Source organism: Hymenobacter ruricola, from assembly GCF_015694525.1.
In the GTDB taxonomy this organism is placed as follows: Bacteria; Bacteroidota; Bacteroidia; order Cytophagales; family Hymenobacteraceae; genus Hymenobacter; species Hymenobacter ruricola.
This window is the reverse complement of sequence record NZ_JADQDM010000002.1, coordinates 153,990-173,549: the sequence shown is the minus strand read 5'-3', so window position 1 is coordinate 173,549 and position 19,560 is coordinate 153,990. Positions and strand designations below refer to the sequence as shown.

Here is a 19,560-nt window from a genome sequence, read left to right as displayed (position 1 = left end):
CCTCTTGGCTGTGGAAAACCTGCGGTTTCTGATGGGCTACGGTCTGCCGGGCGTTGCACCATTCCTTACTGCGGGCTCTGCGGTGAATAGCGCGGGCTTGGGGCGCTTGTAGAAATACAGTATCAGCAGCGGCAGCAGCGTGAGCTCGGCCACCACGCCGAACAGCAGCGTGAGGCCAATGAGCAGGCCGACGTAGAACGTGCCGTCGAACTTGGAGAAGAGCAGCGTCGAAAAGCCGCCCACCAGTATCAGGGAGGTCGTAACGACGGCTTTGCCAGCCAGCAGGTAGGTACGCCGCACCGCCTTGAAAATGTCCGGTTCCTTGCCCAGCGTGAGGCGCAGCTTGCTGATGAAGTGGATGGTGTCGTCGACGGCGATGCCGAAGGCGATGGTGAAAATGATGCTCGTGCTCACCTTCATGTTGACGCCGGCCAGGCCCATCACGCCGGCCACGATGATGATGGGCAGCAGGTTGGGGATGAGCACGACCACCGTCATGCGCACCGACCGGAACAGGCACAGCACGATGAGCGTGACCATGGCCACATCAATGGCCATGCCCTGAATCATGTTCAGCGTCAGGTTTTCGTTGTTCTTGTCGATTAGGTTGGACGAGCCGGTGAGGCGCGTGCGCAGCACGGTGCTGTCGACGGTGGCGCGCAGGTGCTGGCGCAGGGCCGCGTTCAGCGCATCGGCCCGGATGCTGCCCACGTCGGCCATGCGGCCGGTAAGGCGGCCGGCCGACCCATCGGGCAGGGCCAGGGCGCTGAACTCGGGCCGCTTGCGGAACAGGCGCAACTTGCCGCGCAGGCGCTGCAGCTCCGTGGTATCGGCCGGCAGGCGGTATTCGGACAGCCCGCCGCCGTTCAGGGCTTTGCGCACCGATTTGACCAGCGTGACGGGCGAGGCGGCGAACCGCAGGCCGTAGGTGTCGCGCAGGTAGGTCTCGATACGCTCGGTTTGCCGGAGCACGGGCAGGTCGTAGACGTCGCGGCCGGGCGCCGGTTTCAGCTCCAGCTCGAAGGGGCGCACGCCGGCAAACTGCCGGTCGAAAAATGCGAAATCCTGGCGCACGGGGTCGCTTTTCGACAAATCATCGAGCAGCGAGGAATTGATGCGCACCCGCGTGCTCAGGCCAATGGCAGCGGCCAGCACCAGCCCGCTGACCGTGAAGATGGCGCGGCGGCGCAGCAGCACCTGCCGGAACAGCCGGCCTAGCACGCCGTCCCAACTGTGGCCCTGGCGCCGCGGCTCGCGCAGCTGCGGGCGGCCCAGCAGCACCAGCATGGCCGGCAGCAGCGTGAAGCTGAGCACAAACGCCAGAATGACCGCAATGCCCGTGAACAACCCGAAATTGTGGATGGGCCGGATGGTGCTGGTCATCAGCGTGAAAAAGCCCAGGCTGGTGGTGAGCGCCGAAAGCCCGGAGCCGAACCCCGATTCTTTGATGGTGACGCGCAGCGCGTCTTTTTTGCTGGCGCCGTAGCCCAGCTCGCTCACGTAGCGGCTGATGATGTGGATGGTGTCGCTCATGCCCACTACGAAGAGCATGAGCGGCAGCAGCGCCGTCATCAAATCGATGGTGACGCCGAAGGCCGCCATGATGCCCAGGCCCCACAAAATGGCCCCCAGCACCACCACCAGCGGCAGCACCACGCCCCACCAGGTGCGAAACGTGAGCCAGAGCAGGCCCGTGACCAGCAGCACCGACAGCGACATGAACACCACCAACTCCCACTTCAGCCGGTCCACAAACACCGACTGCGCCACAATGCGGCCCGCAAAATGCGCCTGGGATTCCGGGATTTTCAGCCGCGCCATGCCCGCCCGCAAGGCGGCAAACAGCGAGTCGCCGGGCGGCTTTTCGAGGTCGGGCGTGAGCTGGAGCACCAGCGTCACGGCCCGGGCATCGGGGCTGAACACGTTGCCCACCAGGCCGGGCGTGCGGTAGATGAGGGTGGAGTCGTCGGCGCGGCGGGCGGGCTCCTGCGGGTGCAGGTAGGGCAGGCTGAACACGCCCAGGCCTTCCACCACGGGGTTGGCCAGCGTGGTGGGGGAGGTGACGCTGCGCACCGACGGCTGGCGCCGGGCCAGCTGCGTGAGGGAGTCGACCTGGCGGAGAAAAGCGGGGTCGAAGACGGTGCGGCCGGCGGGCGCTTCCAGGCCCAGCAGCAGGTAGTCGTTGTCGTTGCCGAAGCGGCGGGTGTAGCCCTGGTAGTAGTCCAGGTCGGGGTCGCCGGCGGGGTAGAAGTCGTTGAAATTGTAGTTGAAGCGCAGCTGGGCGACGAAAAACCCGCTCAGCGCGGTGAGCAGGCCCAGCACGAGCAGGGTGAGGTGGGCGAGGCGGCGAAGGGACATCAGGCGGCCTTCCGCGGGTGGGGCCGGCCGGGGCCGGGCCGCGCGGACGGCAATAGGTGAGCAAAAGGACTGAGACGCATACGCGCCGCGGCCTTGAACATCGGCGGCGCGGCGTATATTAGAGCCTGAAAACCCCGCGTTTTCGCCTTTTGTTTCCTCACCTCCCTTCTTCGTTTCTTATGAAAAATACCCTGCTCGCCCTCGCTCTGTTCGCCTTCGCCGGCACCACCGCCTTCGCGCACGACGGCCACGACAAAGACGGCAAAAAAGGCAAGAAAGAATCCTGCTCGAAAGAAATGGCCGGCGGCCACTCGTGCTGCATGAAAAAAGACGGCAAGACCGCCAGCGTGAAGCCCGCCGCAAAACCCGCCGTGGCGGCTAAGTAGCCCTCGGCAACGGCCCGGGCCGTTGCTTAAGAACCCAAAAGCCGCTTCGGAAACGAGGCGGCTTTTTTATGGGCAGTTGGCTATGCGAACGCGAACGAGTAATGAAAAGAACCCAGGTCGTGAGACGCTACTTAACAGATGTCAGCGTCAATTATACGTGTCAATCATGCCTGTTTACAGGAAAACAGCTCTATTTGACCTATCCGGGTTGCTTCCATCCATTCTTGTACAGCCTTTATGCATCTCGAGTAAGTAATTAAACAATTTGTTTCTGCTACCTAACATTTTGTACATCCTCAATTGCGAATCAAGATTACCTATATTCGTTTCATGAATACACTTGAACAAATGAAGGAAGCAACTATTCGCTCTGCTTCTGTCTATATGCGCTTCTAGACTATTCGTTAACGCTTCGTTTATGGCTATTGACCCTTTGGTTGCCCGATTTGCGGAACACGTGGCCACCCGCGACGACCCACCGCCTTACGTGCCGCCCCGGCAAGACCGGGAGGCCATTCTCGAACGCCTCGACACGGCCCTGCGGGCGCTGGGCGTGCGCCTGCGCAACCGCCGCCACACCCTGGCGCAGTTGTGCGTGGCCCTGGCCGGGCATCCCAAGGCCACGGCGGTGCAACTGGCCGAGGAAGTTGGCTTCGTTCGCCAAACCGTGACCATGGCCCTGGCTGTGCTGCTGCCGCCCGGCTACGTGGCCTACGAAAAGAAAGGCCGCAACCGCTACTACCGCTACACCCGCGCTGGCGAGGACTGGCTGCTACCCCTGCTGACGGGGGAGGTGGCGTCGGCGGCGTGATGATGGGACCACGGGCGTGACCGGGCAACGAAAAGCCGCTACGGCGACGAGGCAGCTGGGGCGTGGGGGGCGCTCCTGAAGGAATTGACGGGCCGCTGCGATGGCTGAGGCGACCAAGGCGTTGGCGGCTACAAGTTGCGCGAGTTCCTCCGTGGATTTTTACGAAGGATAGAGGCACTTATTGCTGCCAAAGGTGGCCCAGAACAGTCCAGTAGAAGCAACGCCGTCCCCCGAACCGTCGGCTTGCCCTTAAATTTGACTGCCCAGCCCATAACCCTAGCCCCTCGCTCACCTTTTGCCGCCATGCGCCAATACCAAGCCCTGCTCCGCCAAATCCTCGACACCGGCACCGTGAAAACCGACCGCACCGGCACGGGCACCGTGTCCATCTTCGGCCCGCAGATGCGGTTCAATCTGGCCGAGGGCTTTCCGCTGGTCACCACCAAGAAGGTGCACTTGAAAAGCATCATTCACGAGCTGCTGTGGTTTTTGCGGGGCGACACCAACAACGACCTGCTTGAGAAGGAGGGAGTCAAAATATGGCGCGAGTGGGCCCGGGAAGACGGCTCGCTGGGGCCCGTGTACGGTAAGCAGTGGCGGCGCTGGGAACAAGTGGAACTCGTTGCCCCGCGCCGGTTTGAGGCCCCGCCCGCCCCGTTGCAAGCGGGGTTGATTGCGGGCGTCGGCACCAATTCGCTGGCCGAAAGCCGCCACACGCCGGCTTTGGCGCAGCTGTATGCCACTTGGAACGAGATGCTGCACCGCTGCTACGACGCAAGCAAGAAAAGCTACGCCGAATACGGAGCGCGTGGGGTCTTCGTGGATGCCCGATGGCATGAGTTTGCCGCCTTCGCGTCCGATGCGTACAAACTGCCAAACGGCCTGCTCAAGCAAGCGTTTCCCGGCGATTATGAGCTGGACAAAGACTACTACGCCACCAATAAATACGGCCCCGATACCTGCCTTTGGCTCACCCGCAAGGAGCAAAACATCAATACCCGCCGCGGACGGGCCGTTAAAGCAACAGCCCCTTGGGGCGATGTGGTGGTGGTGATGGACGTGGCGGGCCTGTGCCAGGACCACGACCTGGACGAATCGACGGTCTATAAATGCCTGCGCGGCGACCGGGCCGCCCACAAGGGCTGGCGTTTTGAAGTGGTGGAAACCAACGGCCTGGTGCCCCGCCTCCGCTTGCACGACCAGATACGCCAAGCCATTGCCGAAATTCGGCTGCGTCCCGATTCCCGACGCATCATCGTCAGTGCCTGGAACGTAGCCGACCTGCCCCGAATGCGCCTTCAGCCCTGCCACGCCCTGTTCCAGTTCTACGTGGCCGACGGCAGGCTGTCCTGCCAGCTCTACCAACGCTCGGCCGATGTGTTTTTGGGCGTGCCGTTCAACATTGCCTCCTACGCGCTGCTCACGCTCATGGTAGCGCAGGTGGTGGGCCTGCAACCGGGTGAATTTATCTGGACGGGCGGCGACACCCACTTGTATTCCAATCATTTGGAACAGGCCGAGCTGCAACTCACGCGCGAGCCGCGCCCACTGCCCCAGATGCGCATCAACCCCGAGGTGACCGATATTTTCGGGTTTCGGTACGAGGATTTTGAGTTGGTGAATTACGACCCCTGGCCAACCATAAAAGCCCCGGTGGCCGTATAGAAACGGCCTGTGGGGCCTGGCCGTTTTTGGCTGCGGTCCTCGTGTCATCATTAAACGGGGAAGTATGCACGGTTGGGTTTCCTGTTTGTTGGTCTGGCTTTTAGCACTGCCCACGGCGCTGCCGGCGCCCGCCCAGGCGCGGAGCGGCCGGCGGCCGGCGCGCAAAGCGGCGGCGTTGCCGGCTCCCGTGGTGGGCACCGCGCCGCTGCTGCCGCGTTTCTGGTTGCTGACCGATTCGGTGGAGCGGGCGGAATCGGCGGCGGTTTTCACCCAATATCTTCAGCATTTTATCACCTATCCCGCTTCGGCGCTTCGGGCCGGGGTGGGCGGGGTTATCTACGCCCTGCTCACGGTGCTCCCCGACGGTCGGGTGGGCGGTATTTCCATCACGCGGCGCGATTTGAGCGCGGGCTCGCCGCCCATTAAAGCCGTGCTGGCGCTCGACGCCGAACTGCAGCGCGTGGCCTGGCAGTTGCGGTTTAAGGCCCTCGCACTGCGCCCCGACAGCACCGCCGCCGCTCCAAGCACCAGCATTGTCCGCGACGTCACTGACCACCCGGAAAGCACAGCAACCATGGAAAGTGGCGACGCCCTCGACGTGACCGACGTCACCGACAACGCCGAGGCAGCCCACGCCCCGGTCGATACCGTAACCGTCTACTACCGTTTCGCGCCCCAATAAGGCCTTTTGCAGCAACCTCCACCTCGCCACTGACGGGCACCCCAGGAACTGAGGGCAGAGGCTGCACTTTACTGGCGCACTTTTTCTAAAAACGGCAAGGTGAGCGGAGCGAAGGACGTGGGGCCGACAGCGCGCACCTCCCGTACCGAGGCCACGTTGGCGGTGAAAGCGCCATCGGCGGCCAGCAGCGCCGTGCGGGCAAATAAGCCCTCCCGGCAATCCATTCCCGCCGCCTGCGCCGCGCGTAGCACCTGCGCCCGGCGCACGCCCGCCACGCAGCCGCTCGCCAACGAAGGCGTGAAAAGCACGTCGTTTTTCACCCAAAAAATAGCCGCCGCGCCGGTTTCCGCCACGTGCCCGGCGGCGTCGCAGAGAATGATTTCATCGAGCCCGCGCTGCTGCCGCTCGTGGGCCGCGCGCACGTAAAGCCAAGCCTGCGGGCCCTTGCAAAAGCTGAGCGGGGAATACACGGAATACGTTTCCAGCGCAAAATCAGCCTTTGCAATTGGTGCATCGTCGGGCGCGAAGGCTTCGGCGTTGGCCAGCCATTCGGTGGCGTCGGTAGTAGGAGTGTAGCGGCCGCCGCCGGCGCGCCAGAGCTGCAGGCGCAGGCGGGCGGCGGATAGTTCGCTAGCCGCAACCAAGCGGGCCAGTGTGGTCTCCAAAGCTTCGGGGGTGGCCAGGGCGGCGGGCAGTGCGAGGTACAGCGCAGCGGCGGCTTGCTGCATGCGGGCGTGGTGGTCGGTGGCAAGGCGCAGGCGGCTGTTGGCGAAAACCAGCGTTTCAAAGAAGCCGTCGCCGAAAGCCAGGCCGCGGTTGGGGAGCGTGAGCGCAGCGGTGGGCAGCAGGTTGTTGTTGAAGAGCAGCATGAGCCGCAAGGTAGCCCGCTGTAGCATCGAGCCCACAAAAAAAGGACGAACCGTGTTGGTTCGTCCCTTTCAATGGTTGGCTGACCGGAAGATTATTGCACCTGCACGCGGCGCGTCACGGTGCCTTCGGCATAGGTCACGCGCAGCAGGTAGCTGCCGGGCGCCAGGGTTTCGGTGGCCAGCGTGGCGGGGGCGGCGTTGCTCAGCGCCTGGTGCAGCACCGGGCGGCCCAGGGCGTCGAGCAGGTCGAGGGCCTGCGGGTGGGCGCTGGCGTCGGGGGCCACCGTGAGGGCGGCGTGGGCGGGCACGGGCCAGGCGGCGGTGCGGTCGGCCACGGCCTGCGGGGCGCGCACCGTCAGCACGTCCGTCGCAATGAGGCGGGTGAGGGCGCTGCTGGTTTGCCCGCCGATGGTGGTGAAGCCGCCGCCGGCCACGATTTTGCCATCGGGCTGCACCAGCAGGGTGCGCACAATGCCGTTGGGCACGGCCGTGGCGGCGAAGCTGGCATCGGCGGCGCCGGTGGGCAGCAGGCGGGCCAGGTTGCGGGGCAGGCTGCTGCTGCTGAAGCTGCCGCCCAGCAGCACGCGGTTGTTGGGCTGAAGCAGCAACGAGTACACCGCGCCCGTGGTCGTGGGCGGCACAAAGCCGGCATCGAGGGTGCCGTCGGGGTTCAGGCGGGCCACGTTGCTACGGGCCGTGCCGCCGTAGGTCGAAAACTGCCCGCCCACCAGGATTTTGCCGTCGGGCTGCACCTGCAGCGCGTTGAGGCCGGTGTTGAAAGCCGGCGTGTTGAAGGCCGCGCCGGTAAAGGTGTTGTCCAATGCGCCCGTGCTGCTCAGGCGCAGCAGCGTGCGGTTGTACGAGCCCGTTGCCGTGGGCGAGTACGAAGCAGCCAGCAACACTTTGCCGTCGGCTTGCAGGGCGATGTTATGGAAGGCCTGAAAACGGCTTGCGCCCAGGCCCGAGGGGGCGAAGGTGGCGTCGCGCGAGCCGTCACTGAGCAGGCGCACCACCGGAGGCGTCACCAGGGTGCCGTTGTTGAGCAGCGAGCCGCCCACCAGCACTTTGCCGTCGGGCTGCAGCAGGAGGCGGCTCGGGAAACTCCCCGCCAGCCCCGACGCGTTGAACGAGGCATCGGCGGCGCCGGTGGGCAGCAGGCGCACCACGGCGCCTTGGGTGGCCACCAGCAGGTTGCCGTTGGGTTGCAGCACCAGGTCGACGGGCTGGTCGTTGGGGCTCAACGAATTGGTGAACGAGGCATCCACGGTGCCGTTGGCGTTGAAGCGGGCCAGCCGGCGCACGGCTTGGCCGTTCACTTCGGAAAATGTGCCGCCGGCCACCAGCTTGCCATCGGGTTGCAGCACGGCCTTCACCACCTGCCCGGTCGTTTGCACCAGGGGTTGAAACGTGGCATCGACGGCGCCGGTGCTGGTGAGCTGCACCAGGGGCCGGTCGTAAGTGCCGCTGAAGTTGGTGAAGTTGCCGCCCACCAGGATTTTGCCGGTGCTCAGCAACGTTACCGTAGTGGGGGCGGCGTTGGGGCCAGCGCCCACCTGGAAGCCGGCATCCGGGGTGCCGTTGGCGTTCAGCCGGACCACGCCGGGCAGGCCGGAGCTCGCGTTGTTGTTAATTGCCAGTACCTTGCCATCGGGCTGCAGCTGCAGGGCATCGCCCGAGTACGAGGAAACGAACCCGCCTCCAACGTTGGCCGGCGCGTTAAACGTAGGGTCGAGCGCGCCGTCGGGCAACAGCCGGACAATGCCCTTGGTGTTTCCCGACGCGAAGTTGAGGGTGCCCCATATCAAAATGTTGCCATCGGGCTGCACTACGATGTCATCGACTTCGCTGTACACGTCGAGCGGCGATGTAAAAGCCGTGTCCAGCGTGCCGTCGGCGTTGAGGCGGGCAATGCCGTTGCGCGTCACGCCGTTGTAGGTGCTGAGAAGGCCACCCACCAGCAGCTTGCCGTTGGGCAGGGTCACCACGTTGAGCAGGTCATCATTATTGACATCAATGCCCGTGCCGGGGTTGAAGGTGGGGTCGGGCGCGCCGGTGGCCGTCAGGCGGGCGATGCCCGAGGGCACGGCCACGCCGTTGATGTGGTCGAAGCCGCCCACCACGAGGAGCTGGCCGTTGGCCAGGGGCAGGTAATCGTCGATGTAGCTGATGCTGGTGCCGAAGGCGGGGCCGGTGCCGAGGTTGAACGAGGCGTCGCCGGTGCCGTCGGCGTTCAGGCGCAGCAGCGTTTGGCGGCTGATGCCGCCCACCGTGAACGGCGCGGTGGTGTTGTAATTCAGTACCATCTGGCCATTGCTGAGCAGGCGCACCCGGTAGCCGGCCGTAGCCGTGCCCACGTTCTGCTGGAAGGCCGCATCCGGCGTCCCGTTCGGGTTGAAGCGACTGATGGCAAAGGCCGGCGCGCCGTTCACGCGGCTATATAAACCGGTCATCACAATCTTGCCATCGGGCTGCTCAATGGCGGAACTGACAAAACCGGGCGCATACACCGTCAGGGCCGCAAAGCTGGGGTCCAGGTTTTGCGCCGAAACTTTCAGCGGGCCGGCCTGCAACACGGCTAAGCTCACCAATAAGAGTACTGTTTTTTTCATGAAAAGGGAGATATTCTTAACACGTAATAGAAAATCTGTTAAAAATACGACACTTCCCCGCACCGCACGGCTAACGCCGAACCACGCGGTAGGGCACCCGCACCCGGAAAGTGGTGTCGCGGCCACCAAGACGCGCGCGAATAGCCCCGTGCCATTCGGCCGGACCAGCCTTGGCCGGGGCCTTAAAACGCACTAATCCTGCGCCTTCGCGGTCAATGGGAATAGGGTGCCCATTGTAAAACATGCGAATGGACGGGCTCGAAAGGCTTTTAACCAGCACCAAATGGGCCCGATATACCTCGCCCGGGGCCACCCGGTTCGATTGGGGCGTGGCCACCGCCACCACTTTGGCACGCGGTTCTTGCCTTCCTATCTGCTGCATGAGGTATTTAAGAGTGCCTGTTTCGGCCGCCAACAGGGCGTTTTCAGCCTGAGCAAGGCTTGCCACAGCTAATGCCGGGGAGGCATCATCAAGGGACGGAACCACCAGTGAGGACGAATCAGTGGGATGAAGTCGGCGGATAGCGGCGCTGTAAAGCGCCAGTTGTTGGCGCAAGGCAGGGAAAGCAGGTTCGTCGAATTGCCGCGCCTGCTCAATCAAGAGGGGGGCGCGGGGGCGCAGCAAGGCCACGGAATCGGCGGGGCCCGTGGCGCGCCGCAGGGCGCGTATTTCCCGGAGCAGGGCGGTGGTGCGCACCCGCAGGTCCTCGGCAGAAGCAAGGGCCGCTACCTCGTGGCTTTGATATCTATTCTTCTCAACTGCGTAGCGCATGAATTTGACTGTATAATCGGCGTTCTGCGCGACCCCGACGTTCGCCTCGCTCAGTTGCTGGCTCAACAGCGCCACTTCTTGGTCCAGGCGCGTTTGCCCGGCCTGCTGCTGGTAAAAGCCCAGCCCGGTAGCCGCCGCCACTAGTACGCCGCCTAATAGAAGCCCCACGCTGCGAATCATGGCTTTGTCGGGCTAACGATGAAATATGGAACGGTCAGTTGCCAGACCGAATCGGTGGCGTAGGGCCGTGCTTCGGGGTTGGCAAGGGCGCGAATCGCCCCCCGCCACTGCGCCTGCCGAGGAACCCGGCCAACCGAATTGGCTGGAACCCGGAAGGTGAGCAAAGACCCTTCGAAAGACGGGGCCAAAGTTTGGCCGTTCACTGAAACATTGGTATAATAATAGTGTAGGTTGTTGTCCATGAGGAATAAGCGCGCTTGGTAAACCTGGCCCGGCGCCACTGTTTCCGATTCGGCCGTCGCAAACGCCCGGATGGGGTCGTACCAATCGATGGAACGGCCAGACTTCTGGGCCAGGTCGTTTAGTTTTGCGCTTCCCGCACGCCACACCAACGTTTCGAGCCGGGTGAGGCCCGCCAACGTGGCTTGAATGGGCAGCCGACGGGTAGAGAAATCCGCAAACCGATTCGCGCGTGCGAAAGACCGCAGGGTTGCGATAAGAGGCCCGGCAGTGGCACTACTGTAAGTCAGGACGGAATAGCTCACCAGTTGCTTGGCCAGTCGCGCAACGGTGCCATCATCCATGCGACCATTTTGACCAGCGCCGGGCGCTAAGCGGAGGTTGCGTTGCAAGGCTTGCAGCGTATCGGTTAGCGATTGGGTGCGTTGCAACATTTGTTGGCCCGCGGCCAGTATCGCTTGGTCCTGTGGTCGGTTATTATTGAGGTGGGTATAATAATTAATAGCGCGAACCGTCGTCGCCATCCGGGCAGCGGTCTGCCTATTATGCTCCGCCAGTCGCGCATCCAGTGCGGCCAGGTGCCCTAGGGTGGCAGCGCGCTGTTTTTGCCCTTGGTAATAGGCGATGCCGCTGGTCAGGAGAAAACCACCACCTAACAGCGCGACCAACGATAACCGGACAGCTTTCTTCATCGCATGGATGGTAAGTGCAACTGGCTACACCAACGCAAACTTCTTCCCCGGCATTGCCCGCACCACCCCCCGAAACTCCAGCCCCAGCAGCAGCGAGGCCACCGCGTAGATGGCCATCTGCGTCTGCCAGGCGATGTCGTCCATCTGCAGCTCGCGGCCGGGCGCAGCCGTGAGCACGGTGATGATGGCAAACTCCTCGGCCGTAAAGTCATCGGCCGAGTAGGAGGGCGCCGGCCGGAACTTGCCCGACTGGTGCAGGGCCGCATCCCAGTTCAGCAGCTGCTCCAGGTCCAGCGGCTCGGTGTACATGGCCGCCTTGTTGCTTTTGATGAGCGCATTGCAGCCTTCCGAGGCGGCCGAGCCCAGGTTGCCGGGCACGGCCAGCACGTCGCGGTCGTAGCTCAGGGCCAGTTCGGCGGTGATGAGCGCGCCGCCTTTTATGGCCGCTTCCACCACCACGGTGCCGTCGCTCAGGCCGGCGATGATGCGGTTGCGGGCCGGGAAGTTGTAGCGGTCGGGCGGCGTGCCGAAGGGAAATTCGGTGAGCAGGCCGCCTTGCTCGCGCATCTTCTCGGCCGTTTTCTGGTGCGTGTGCGGGTAGATGCGGTCCAGGCCCGTGGCCATCACGCCCACGGTTTCCAGGCCTTCCTGCAGAGCGGCGCGGTGGGCAATGATGTCGATGCCGTAGGCCAGGCCGCTCACCACCAGGGGCCGGTGCGGCACCAGGCCCTGCACGATGCGCTCGGTTTGCTCGCGGCCGTAGTCGGTGTTTTTGCGGGTGCCCACCAGGGCCACGGCCTTGGGCGCATTCAAGTCGGCCGTGCCTTTATAGTAAAGGATGACAGGCGCATCCGGAATCAGCTTGAGGCGGCTGGGGAAGCGCTTGCTGGTGTAAAACAGGATTTCGACGCCGTCCTTCTCGGCCTTCTTCAAGTCGGCTTCGGCTTTGCGAAACGCCGCCTCCCGCTCGGCGCCCGTGAGGGATTTCACCGTGGCCTCGCCCACGCCTGGAATGCGGCGCAGCTTGCCGGGCGGCATCATCAGCACGTTTTTGGCCGAGCCGCCGTAGCTCATCAGCTGCCGCGTGAGCTGCGGGCCGATGCCGGGTAGAAGGGTGAGGGCAAGCTCGTGGAAGAGGGTGTCGGAGATGGTAGAAGCAGGCATAGAAGGCTATTCAGCAGCGTCAGGTTCGGCCTTGCCCGCGGCGTCCACCTCTTTCTTCAAGCTCACCAGAAACGCGCGCACCTTTTCCAGGCTCTGCACCACGTCAATCTTTTCCTTGAGCTGCGGGCCTTTTTGCTTGAGCATGTCGCGGGCCCCGGGAATGGTGTAGCCGCGCTCCTTCACCAGGTGGTAGATGGTGCGGAACACCTCGATGTCCTGCGGGGTATAGAGGCGGTTGCCCTTCTTGCTGCGGCGCGGGCGCAGTTCCTCAAACTCGGTTTCCCAGAAGCGCACCAGCGACTCGGCCACCTTGAACTGGGCGGCTACTTCGCCGATGGTGAAGTATTGTTTTTCGATGTTGCGCTCTTTGTAAGGCATGGGCGGGGTGACCGGCGTGGGAGTACTCAACCCGGTTTTGCCGGTTGATTTTGCCGTAAATTAACAACAAGTCCTGCGCCCGGCCTCGTTTGTAGAAAACGCATTTTTCGGGCTGTGAACAGCGCCTGGGCCCGGCGCAAAGTTCGCAGGGCGCCAAATCACGATTTAAAAGCCCGGCAGTGTTGTGAAACGGGGCGGAGGGCTGCATTTTTGCGGTTGGCTGTGCAATGGCACGGCCGGACCTGCCTTTTTTATGCAAGCTACCCCTCCTGTCCGGCTGCTGCTGGCCGAAAACCAGCCCCTGGCTGCCCGCCTGCTGGCGGTGCTGGTGCGCGGGCTGGGCTACGAGCCGGTGGGCCCCGCCGCCACGGCCGACGAAGCGGCCGACTTGTTTCGCGAGAGCCTGCCGCCCGTCGACATGGCGTTGCTCGACATCGGCCTCGACGGCGACCGCGACGGCATTGAGCTGGCCCACGAGCTGCGCGCCGTGCGCCCGCTGCCCATCATCTTCTTAACGTCGATGGCCGACGAGCCCACTTTTGCCCGCGCCAAGCTGGCGCGACCGGCGGCGTTTCTGCTCAAGCCCTACGACGCGGCGGCACTGCAGCACGCCCTGGAGCTGGCTTTGCTCAACCATGCCGCCGGCCACACGGCCCCGCTGCCCGCCGCGCTGACGGGGGCCACCGACGGCTTCGATGAGCCCCTGACCATGCCTTGGAACCAGGAGGTGCTGCTCAGCGACTGCATTTTCCTGCGCGAACGGGGCCGACTAGTGAAAGTCTGCCTGAGCGACATTCAGTACGTGGAATCGAGCGACAAATACTGCACCCTCGTCACGGCCACCGGCCGCTACCTGAGCCGGCAGCCCCTGCGCGAGCTGGCCCTGGAACTGCCGGCCCGCCAGTTCGTGCAAATTCAGCGCAGCTACTTGATAAACGTGGCTTTCATCGAGAGCTTCGACGAAGGGCAAACGAGCGTGGTGGTGGCCGGCGCCGCCCTGCCCCTCAGCCGCAGCTACCGCGACGCCCTGCTGCACCGGTTGCGCCTGGTGGGGTAGGAAGTCCACCTTTACACTTTATGTGCGGATACTGCTGGCCCTACTCGGCCATTACCAGATTTTACCAACCAAGTGCCGCAGCTGGGGGCTTGAGGCCGCACGCGCCCGCCTGTTTTTCTGCTTCGCCGCTAGTTACGTGTTGGCCGTGGACTTGATTTCTCTGCGGCGTGGCGGCCGCTTCGGCCTGCTGGTGGGGTGGTGGGGGCTCTGGCTGGGGCTGGCCCTCGGCGGAGGGTCCGCGCGGGCCCAGCCCGGCACCCCGGCGCAACGCGTCAGCCTGGCCCGGGTGCGGGCCTTGCTCAACAAGGTGTCGGCGGGCGAAGCGGCCAGTTGGGCTGCGGCCCAGCCCACCAAGGACGTGGCCCGCCGGACCGAAGCCGAAAACACCGCCGCCTTTCGCCAGGAGCGGGAGCGCCTCTGGGCCCGCCGCCGGCAGTGGGCGGCCGAGTCGCTGGCTTTCGTGGTGTGGGCGCGGCTGGCCACCGCCGCGGCCGTGCAGCAGCAGCCCGACACCGGCCTGGCGTACCTGCGCCGGGCCCTGGCGGCCAACCGGCGGGTGCCCGGCTACGCCCTCGACGCGGCCGAGCTGAACCACCGCCTCAGCAGCTACTACTGGACCCAGCAGGCGTACGACAGCGCCCTGGCCTGCCACCGCCGCGAAATCTCCGCTCTTAAAGCCTCGGGTTTCCGCGCCGACGCTCGCCAGCGGCAGCCGCTGGCCCTCGGCGACAGCCTGCACGTGGGCATTGCCCTGGCCGGGGCCTACGCCAACGCCGGGCTGGCCCTGCGCCGCCGCGGCAACTACGCCGGTGCCGTGCGGGACTACGCCCAGGGCCTGCGCCACTACCAGCAGCTCCACGACTACGCCGGGCTGGTCTGGCTCAACGAACTGCTCGGCGAAGCCTACGAGGAGCAGGGCAACGACGAGCGGGCCGAACGCTACTACACCGCCGCCCGCCGCACCGCCCGCGCCCTGCAAGCCACCGAACCCACCACAGCCGCCGTCGACCTGGCCGAAGCCCTCGGCTACACCCACGCCCTGCTGCTGCGGCAGCGCCGGGCCCCGGAGCTGCTGCGCCTGCTGGCCGGTGGCATTGCCGAGGCCCAACGGGCCCGGCAGCGGGACACGGCCTACTGGCGGCTGGCCGGCATCGAGGCCAGCTTGCGCCTGCGGGTGGCCGAGGTGAGCCTGCGCACCGGCCAGCCGGCCCAGGCCGCGGCCGCCCTGCGCCGCGCCGCGCCGGGCCTGGCCGAGGTGACCCGCCGGGCCCCCACGCCCGCCCTTCGGCAGCACTTTTTGTACTACACCTGGCGCGCCCAGGAGTTGGTCCTGCTGCACTGGCTGGCGCGGGCCACGGCCCGCCCGCCCAACCCGGCCTGGGTGCCGCAAGCCTTGGCCTGCACCGACTCGCTCGACGCGCTGGCGGGCCGCGCCGCATTGCGCCTGCAACTGGCCGACTACCTGCTGCAAGCCGGCGAGCCCGCGTCGGCCGCCACCCTGCTGCCCGCCGTGGAAACCAGCTACCGCGCCGCGCACAACCGGGTGAAGCTGCGGGAAGTGTTGCAGCTCAAGGCCGACGCGCTGGTGGCGCTGGGCCGGTGGGAGCGGGCCTACCACGCCCGCGAGCAGCTTGATGGACTCACCGATTCGCTGCGGGCCACGCAGCAATACGCGGCCCTGGCCGACATGGAAACCCGCTACCAGACCGAAAACAAGGAAACCCAAATCCGGCAGCTTCGGGTGCACAACGCCCAGGAGCAGCGCCAGAAGCGGCTGGCCTGGGCCGGGGCCGCGCTGCTGGCGCTGCTGTTGGCCGGCGCCACCTACACCCTGCTGCTGACGCGCCGCCTCACCCGCCGTCTGCGCGAAGCCCGTGCCACCCAAGACCGGCTGTATTCCGTGATTGGCCACGACCTGCGCAGCCCCCTTGCGGCCCTGGGCGGGCTGGCCACCCTGCTCGACTACTACCGCCAGGCCGGGGCCGCCGACCCCGCCGCTTTGGAAGAAGTGACCACCGAAGTGCGCCAAACCACCAGCCAGCTCACCGCATTGGTCGACAATCTGCTGCACTGGGCGGCCAGCCAAAGCGGCGAGCTGGCCTACCGGCCCGAGGGCCTGGACGCCGCCCGCCTGCTGCACGAGGTGGCCGCCCTGTACGCCTCGGAGGCCCGCGCACGCCAAGTGAGGGTGGCCGTGGAAGTGCCCGCTGGCCTGCGCCGCCTCTGGGCCGACCACAACATGGTGCGTGCCCAGCTGCGCAACCTGCTGGGCAACGCCCTGAAAGTGGCCCCTCCCGGCTCGGCCATTGCCCTGGCGGCTCACCAGAACGACCGCCGCATCACGCTGCGCGTGGCCGATGCCGGCCCCGGCCTGAGCGCCGCCGAGCTGGCCACACTGCAAACCAGCAACACGCCCACCGGGCTGGCTCCCCGCCTGCCCGGGCAGCGGGGCACGGGGCTGGGCCTGCCCCTGGTGCGCCAACTGGCCCGGCGCCAGCAGGGCGGCTTCCGGCTCGAAAGCACGCCGGGGCAGGGCACGGTGGCGTATGTAGAATTGCCAGTGGCGAAGGAGTAGGGGCATCAGGTGCCAGACCTGGCGAGGGGTAGGGGCGGCCGTGCAGGCCAGCGGCTGCGGAAGGACAAGGGTCGTGGTTTGGGTGGGCTGCAGGGTGGCAAGAGGTACTTCCCGTTCCATTACGCTGCGGAAAATAAATGTGAAAAAAGAGGGCCGGTGCTCCGCCTTTTTTATGCTGCCCGCAATAGCGGACACGGCAGGCCTTAAACCAGCCAAGCATCGTGCGCCAAAAGCTACCTTTGTGCCATTCGTGGCCCCGCCTGCGCGGGCCGTTTCGCTTTTTCCTTATGTCACTCCCCACCGCTTCCGCTGTTCGCCAGCAGTTTCTTGATTTCTTCGCCAGCAAAGGCCACCACATCGTGCCCTCGGCCCCCATTGTGGTGAAGGACGACCCCACGCTGCTGTTCATCAACAGCGGCATGGCCCCGTTCAAAGACTATTTCCTGGGCAACAAGCCCGCGCCCTACAAGCGCATCGCCGATACGCAGAAGTGCCTGCGCGTGAGCGGCAAGCACAACGACCTTGAGGAGGTGGGCTACGACACCTACCACCACACCATGTTCGAGATGCTGGGCAACTGGTCCTTCGGCGACTACTTCAAGAAGGACGCCATTGCCTGGGCCTGGGAACTGCTGACCGACGTGTTCAAGCTGCAAAAAGACCGGCTCTACGTCACCTATTTTGAGGGCGACCAGAACGACGGCACCGCCGCCGACACCGAAACCCAGGACCTGTGGCGCCAATACACCACCGACGACCGCATTCTGCCCGGCAACAAGAAGGACAACTTCTGGGAGATGGGCGACACTGGCCCCTGCGGCCCGTGCACCGAAATCCACATCGACCTGCGCTCCGACGAGGAGCGCGCCGCCACCCCCGGCCGCGAACTCGTGAACGCCGACCACCCGCAGGTGGTGGAAATCTGGAACAACGTGTTCATGGAATTCCAGCGCCGCTGGAAGCAAAACGGTGCTGCAACTGAACTGGCAGATTTTGAACGTGAGTTTGCTAGTTCGGAAGCCGATAAGAAAAAAGCTGTTGCTAAAAAGCACGCGGAATTAACCGTTCTTGACCCACTTCCCGCAAAGAGCGTGGACACCGGCATGGGCTTCGAGCGCCTGATGATGGCCGTGTCGGGCGTGAAGTCGAACTACGACACCGACGTATTCCAACCGCTCATCCAGTTCATCGCCAAGGAAGTGGGCCTGGAATACCACGGCACCGCGCCCGCCACGGTGAACGACCAGCCTGCTACCAAAAACGAGAAAACGGACATCGCCATCCGGGTCATTGCCGACCACATCCGCACCATCGCCTTCACCATCGCCGACGGCCAGCTGCCCTCGAACGTGAAAGCCGGCTACGTCATCCGCCGCATCCTGCGCCGGGCCGTGCGCTACGCGTTTTCGAGCCTGAACCAGAAGCAGCCCTTCCTCTTCAAGCTGGTGCCCGTGCTGGCCGACCAGATGGCCGGCATCTTCCCCGAGCTGAAGGCCCAGACGGCCTTTGTGCAGCGCGTGGTGGAAGAAGAGGAAATCTCCTTCCTGAAAACGCTGGAAACCGGCCTAAACATTCTAGATTCTTGGATTCAGGAAAGCACCCGACTCCGGAAAGCTTTTAGCAATGACGAAAATGAAAAAGCCGTAATTGATGGCGAAAAGGTTTTCGTTCTACATGACCGTTATGGGTTCCCTAAAGACCTAACCAGTCTAATAGTTCGTGAACAATCGGATAGGGTGCGGTTGAGCGAGAATTGGGAAGAGCAATTCAATGTCTGGTTGGATAAACAGAAAGCTGGTTCACGCCAGGACCAGGAAACCGAGCAATCGGACTGGGTAACCGTGACCGAAACGGACGCCCCGAACGTGTTCGTGGGCTACGACCAGGACGAGGCCACGGCCCGCCTGCTGCGCTACCGCAAAGTCGACAAAAAGGGCAAAACGGAGTACCAGTTGGTGTTCGACCAAACCCCGTTCTACGCCGAAAGCGGCGGCCAGATTGGCGACACCGGCTACCTGGAGTCGCCCCTGAGCAAGGTGCGCGTGATTGACACTAGGAAGGAAAACGACCTCATCATTCACACCACGCTGGACTTGCCGCAGGATTTGGAAGGCGAGTTCCTGGCCCGGCCCGATGCCGCCCGGCGCGCCCAGATTCGCAACAACCACACCGCTACGCACCTGCTGCAAGCCGCCCTGCGCACCGTGCTGGGCAGCCACGTGCAGCAGAAAGGCTCGCTCGTGAACGAGAAGCTGCTGCGCTTTGACTTCTCGCACTTCACCAAGGTGACGGACGAGCAGCTGCGCGAGATTGAAACCATCGTGAACGAGCGCATCCGCCAGCAGATTCCGCTCGATGAGCGCCGCAATGTGCCCATTGCCGAGGCCAAGAACCTGGGCGCCATGGCTTTGTTCGGCGAGAAGTACGGCGATTTTGTGCGCGTCATCACCTTCGACAAAGACTACTCGGTGGAGCTCTGCGGCGGCCTGCACGTGCAGAACACCGGCAGCATCGGCTACTTCAAAATCACGGCCGAAAGCGCCGTGGGGGCCGGCGTGCGCCGTATTGAGGCCGTGACGGCCGGCGCGGCCGAAGCCTACGTGGACCAGCAACTCGACCTGCTGGCCCAGGTGCGCGAGACGCTGGGCAACCCCCAGCACCTCATCACCAGCATCGAAAAGCAGAACGAAGAAATCGCGGGCTTGCGCAAGCAAATCGAGCAATTCGCCCAGCAAAGCATTAATCAGCAGAAAGACCAGCTCGTAGGCCAGGTGAAAGACCTGAACGGCGTGCGCTTTCTGGCTGCGCAAGTACAGGCCAGCTCGGCCGAATCGTTGAAAACCCTGGCCTTCAACCTGCGCCAAGCGGTGCCGAACCTGGTGGCCGTGCTCGGCGCCGAAATTGACGGCAAGCCGCAACTGGCCGTGATGCTGGACGACGAGATTGCCAAAGCCGGTAAGCTCAATGCCAGCACGCTGGTGCGCGAGCTGGCCAAGGAAATCCAGGGCGGCGGCGGCGGGCAGCCGTTTTTCGCCACAGCCGGCGGCAAGAACGCGGCCGGCCTCGGCGCGGCCATTGCCAAGGCGGAAGGGCTTATTTCATTAAAAGTCTAGCTTTATTCA

General features: G+C 64.4%; 13 protein-coding genes and 2 pseudogenes. 8 read left to right on the top strand and 7 right to left on the bottom strand.

Features of this window, described 5'->3' with window-relative positions; translation table 11 throughout:
- Positions 1–36 precede the first annotated feature (36 nt).
- Positions 37–2,358 (bottom strand): efflux RND transporter permease subunit, encoded by a 2,322-nt coding sequence (locus I2H31_RS04755; RefSeq protein ID WP_196291863.1) that lies wholly within the window; start codon positions 2,356–2,358, stop codon positions 37–39.
- A gap of 179 nt (positions 2,359–2,537) precedes the next feature.
- Here I2H31_RS04755 and I2H31_RS04750 point away from each other — a divergent pair, with 179 nt between their 5' ends.
- The 5 genes and pseudogenes from I2H31_RS04750 (at position 2,538) to I2H31_RS04730 (ending at position 5,902) form a co-directional block, all read left to right on the top strand.
- Complete coding sequence (locus I2H31_RS04750) at positions 2,538–2,744, top strand: hypothetical protein (RefSeq protein WP_196291862.1); 207 nt, start codon at positions 2,538–2,540, stop codon at positions 2,742–2,744.
- 418 nt (positions 2,745–3,162) lie between these two features.
- Positions 3,163–3,555 (top strand): helix-turn-helix domain-containing protein, encoded by a 393-nt coding sequence (locus I2H31_RS04745; RefSeq protein WP_196291861.1) that lies wholly within the window; start codon positions 3,163–3,165, stop codon positions 3,553–3,555.
- A gap of 303 nt (positions 3,556–3,858) precedes the next feature.
- A pseudogene (gene thyA / locus I2H31_RS04740) lies at positions 3,859–4,161 on the top strand (thymidylate synthase); the annotation flags it as partial.
- A gap of 531 nt (positions 4,162–4,692) precedes the next feature.
- A pseudogene (thyA, locus tag I2H31_RS25875) lies at positions 4,693–5,220 on the top strand (thymidylate synthase); the annotation flags it as partial.
- Between the two features lie 85 nt (positions 5,221–5,305).
- Entirely contained in the window at positions 5,306–5,902 is a 597-nt protein-coding gene (locus I2H31_RS04730) for an energy transducer TonB (RefSeq protein WP_196291860.1), read from the top strand.
- Positions 5,903–5,970: 68 nt separating this feature from the next.
- On the opposite strand, the gene I2H31_RS04725 is transcribed toward I2H31_RS04730, so the two are convergent.
- From I2H31_RS04725 to I2H31_RS04700, 6 genes are all read right to left on the bottom strand, one after another.
- Positions 5,971–6,771, bottom strand: coding sequence for an aminotransferase class IV (locus tag I2H31_RS04725; RefSeq protein WP_196291859.1), 801 nt, complete (start codon positions 6,769–6,771; stop codon positions 5,971–5,973).
- Between the two features lie 92 nt (positions 6,772–6,863).
- On the bottom strand, positions 6,864–9,380 hold the full coding sequence (locus I2H31_RS04720; RefSeq protein ID WP_196291858.1) for a T9SS type A sorting domain-containing protein: 2,517 nt from the start codon (positions 9,378–9,380) through the stop codon (positions 6,864–6,866).
- A 70-nt stretch (positions 9,381–9,450) separates the two neighbouring features.
- The gene (locus I2H31_RS04715) at positions 9,451–10,332 is read right to left on the bottom strand and encodes a hypothetical protein (RefSeq protein ID WP_196291857.1); all 882 of its coding nucleotides are present in this window, start codon (positions 10,330–10,332) and stop codon (positions 9,451–9,453) included.
- Positions 10,329–11,264, bottom strand: a complete 936-nt coding sequence (locus I2H31_RS04710) for a hypothetical protein (RefSeq protein WP_196291856.1) — start codon at positions 11,262–11,264, stop codon at positions 10,329–10,331. The genes I2H31_RS04715 and I2H31_RS04710 overlap by 4 nt, the downstream gene beginning before the upstream one ends.
- A 24-nt stretch (positions 11,265–11,288) precedes the next feature.
- Entirely contained in the window at positions 11,289–12,428 is a 1,140-nt protein-coding gene (gene dprA, locus I2H31_RS04705; RefSeq protein ID WP_196291855.1) for a DNA-processing protein DprA, read from the bottom strand.
- A gap of 6 nt (positions 12,429–12,434) precedes the next feature.
- Complete coding sequence (locus tag I2H31_RS04700; protein ID WP_196291854.1) at positions 12,435–12,806, bottom strand: MerR family transcriptional regulator; 372 nt, start codon at positions 12,804–12,806, stop codon at positions 12,435–12,437.
- Between the two features lie 253 nt (positions 12,807–13,059).
- On the opposite strand from I2H31_RS04700, the gene I2H31_RS04695 reads away from it, so the two are divergent.
- The 3 genes from I2H31_RS04695 to alaS all read left to right on the top strand — a co-directional run bounded on the left by I2H31_RS04695 (position 13,060) and on the right by alaS (position 19,551).
- Complete coding sequence (locus tag I2H31_RS04695; protein ID WP_196291853.1) at positions 13,060–13,863, top strand: LytR/AlgR family response regulator transcription factor; 804 nt, start codon at positions 13,060–13,062, stop codon at positions 13,861–13,863.
- A gap of 145 nt (positions 13,864–14,008) precedes the next feature.
- Positions 14,009–16,438: an ATP-binding protein gene (locus I2H31_RS04690; RefSeq protein ID WP_196291852.1), complete on the top strand. Its 2,430-nt coding sequence runs from the start codon at positions 14,009–14,011 to the stop codon at positions 16,436–16,438.
- Positions 16,439–16,725: 287 nt separating this feature from the next.
- Positions 16,726–19,551, top strand: a complete 2,826-nt coding sequence (alaS, locus tag I2H31_RS04685) for an alanine--tRNA ligase (protein ID WP_196291851.1) — start codon at positions 16,726–16,728, stop codon at positions 19,549–19,551.
- Positions 19,552–19,560: the final 9 nt, after the last annotated feature.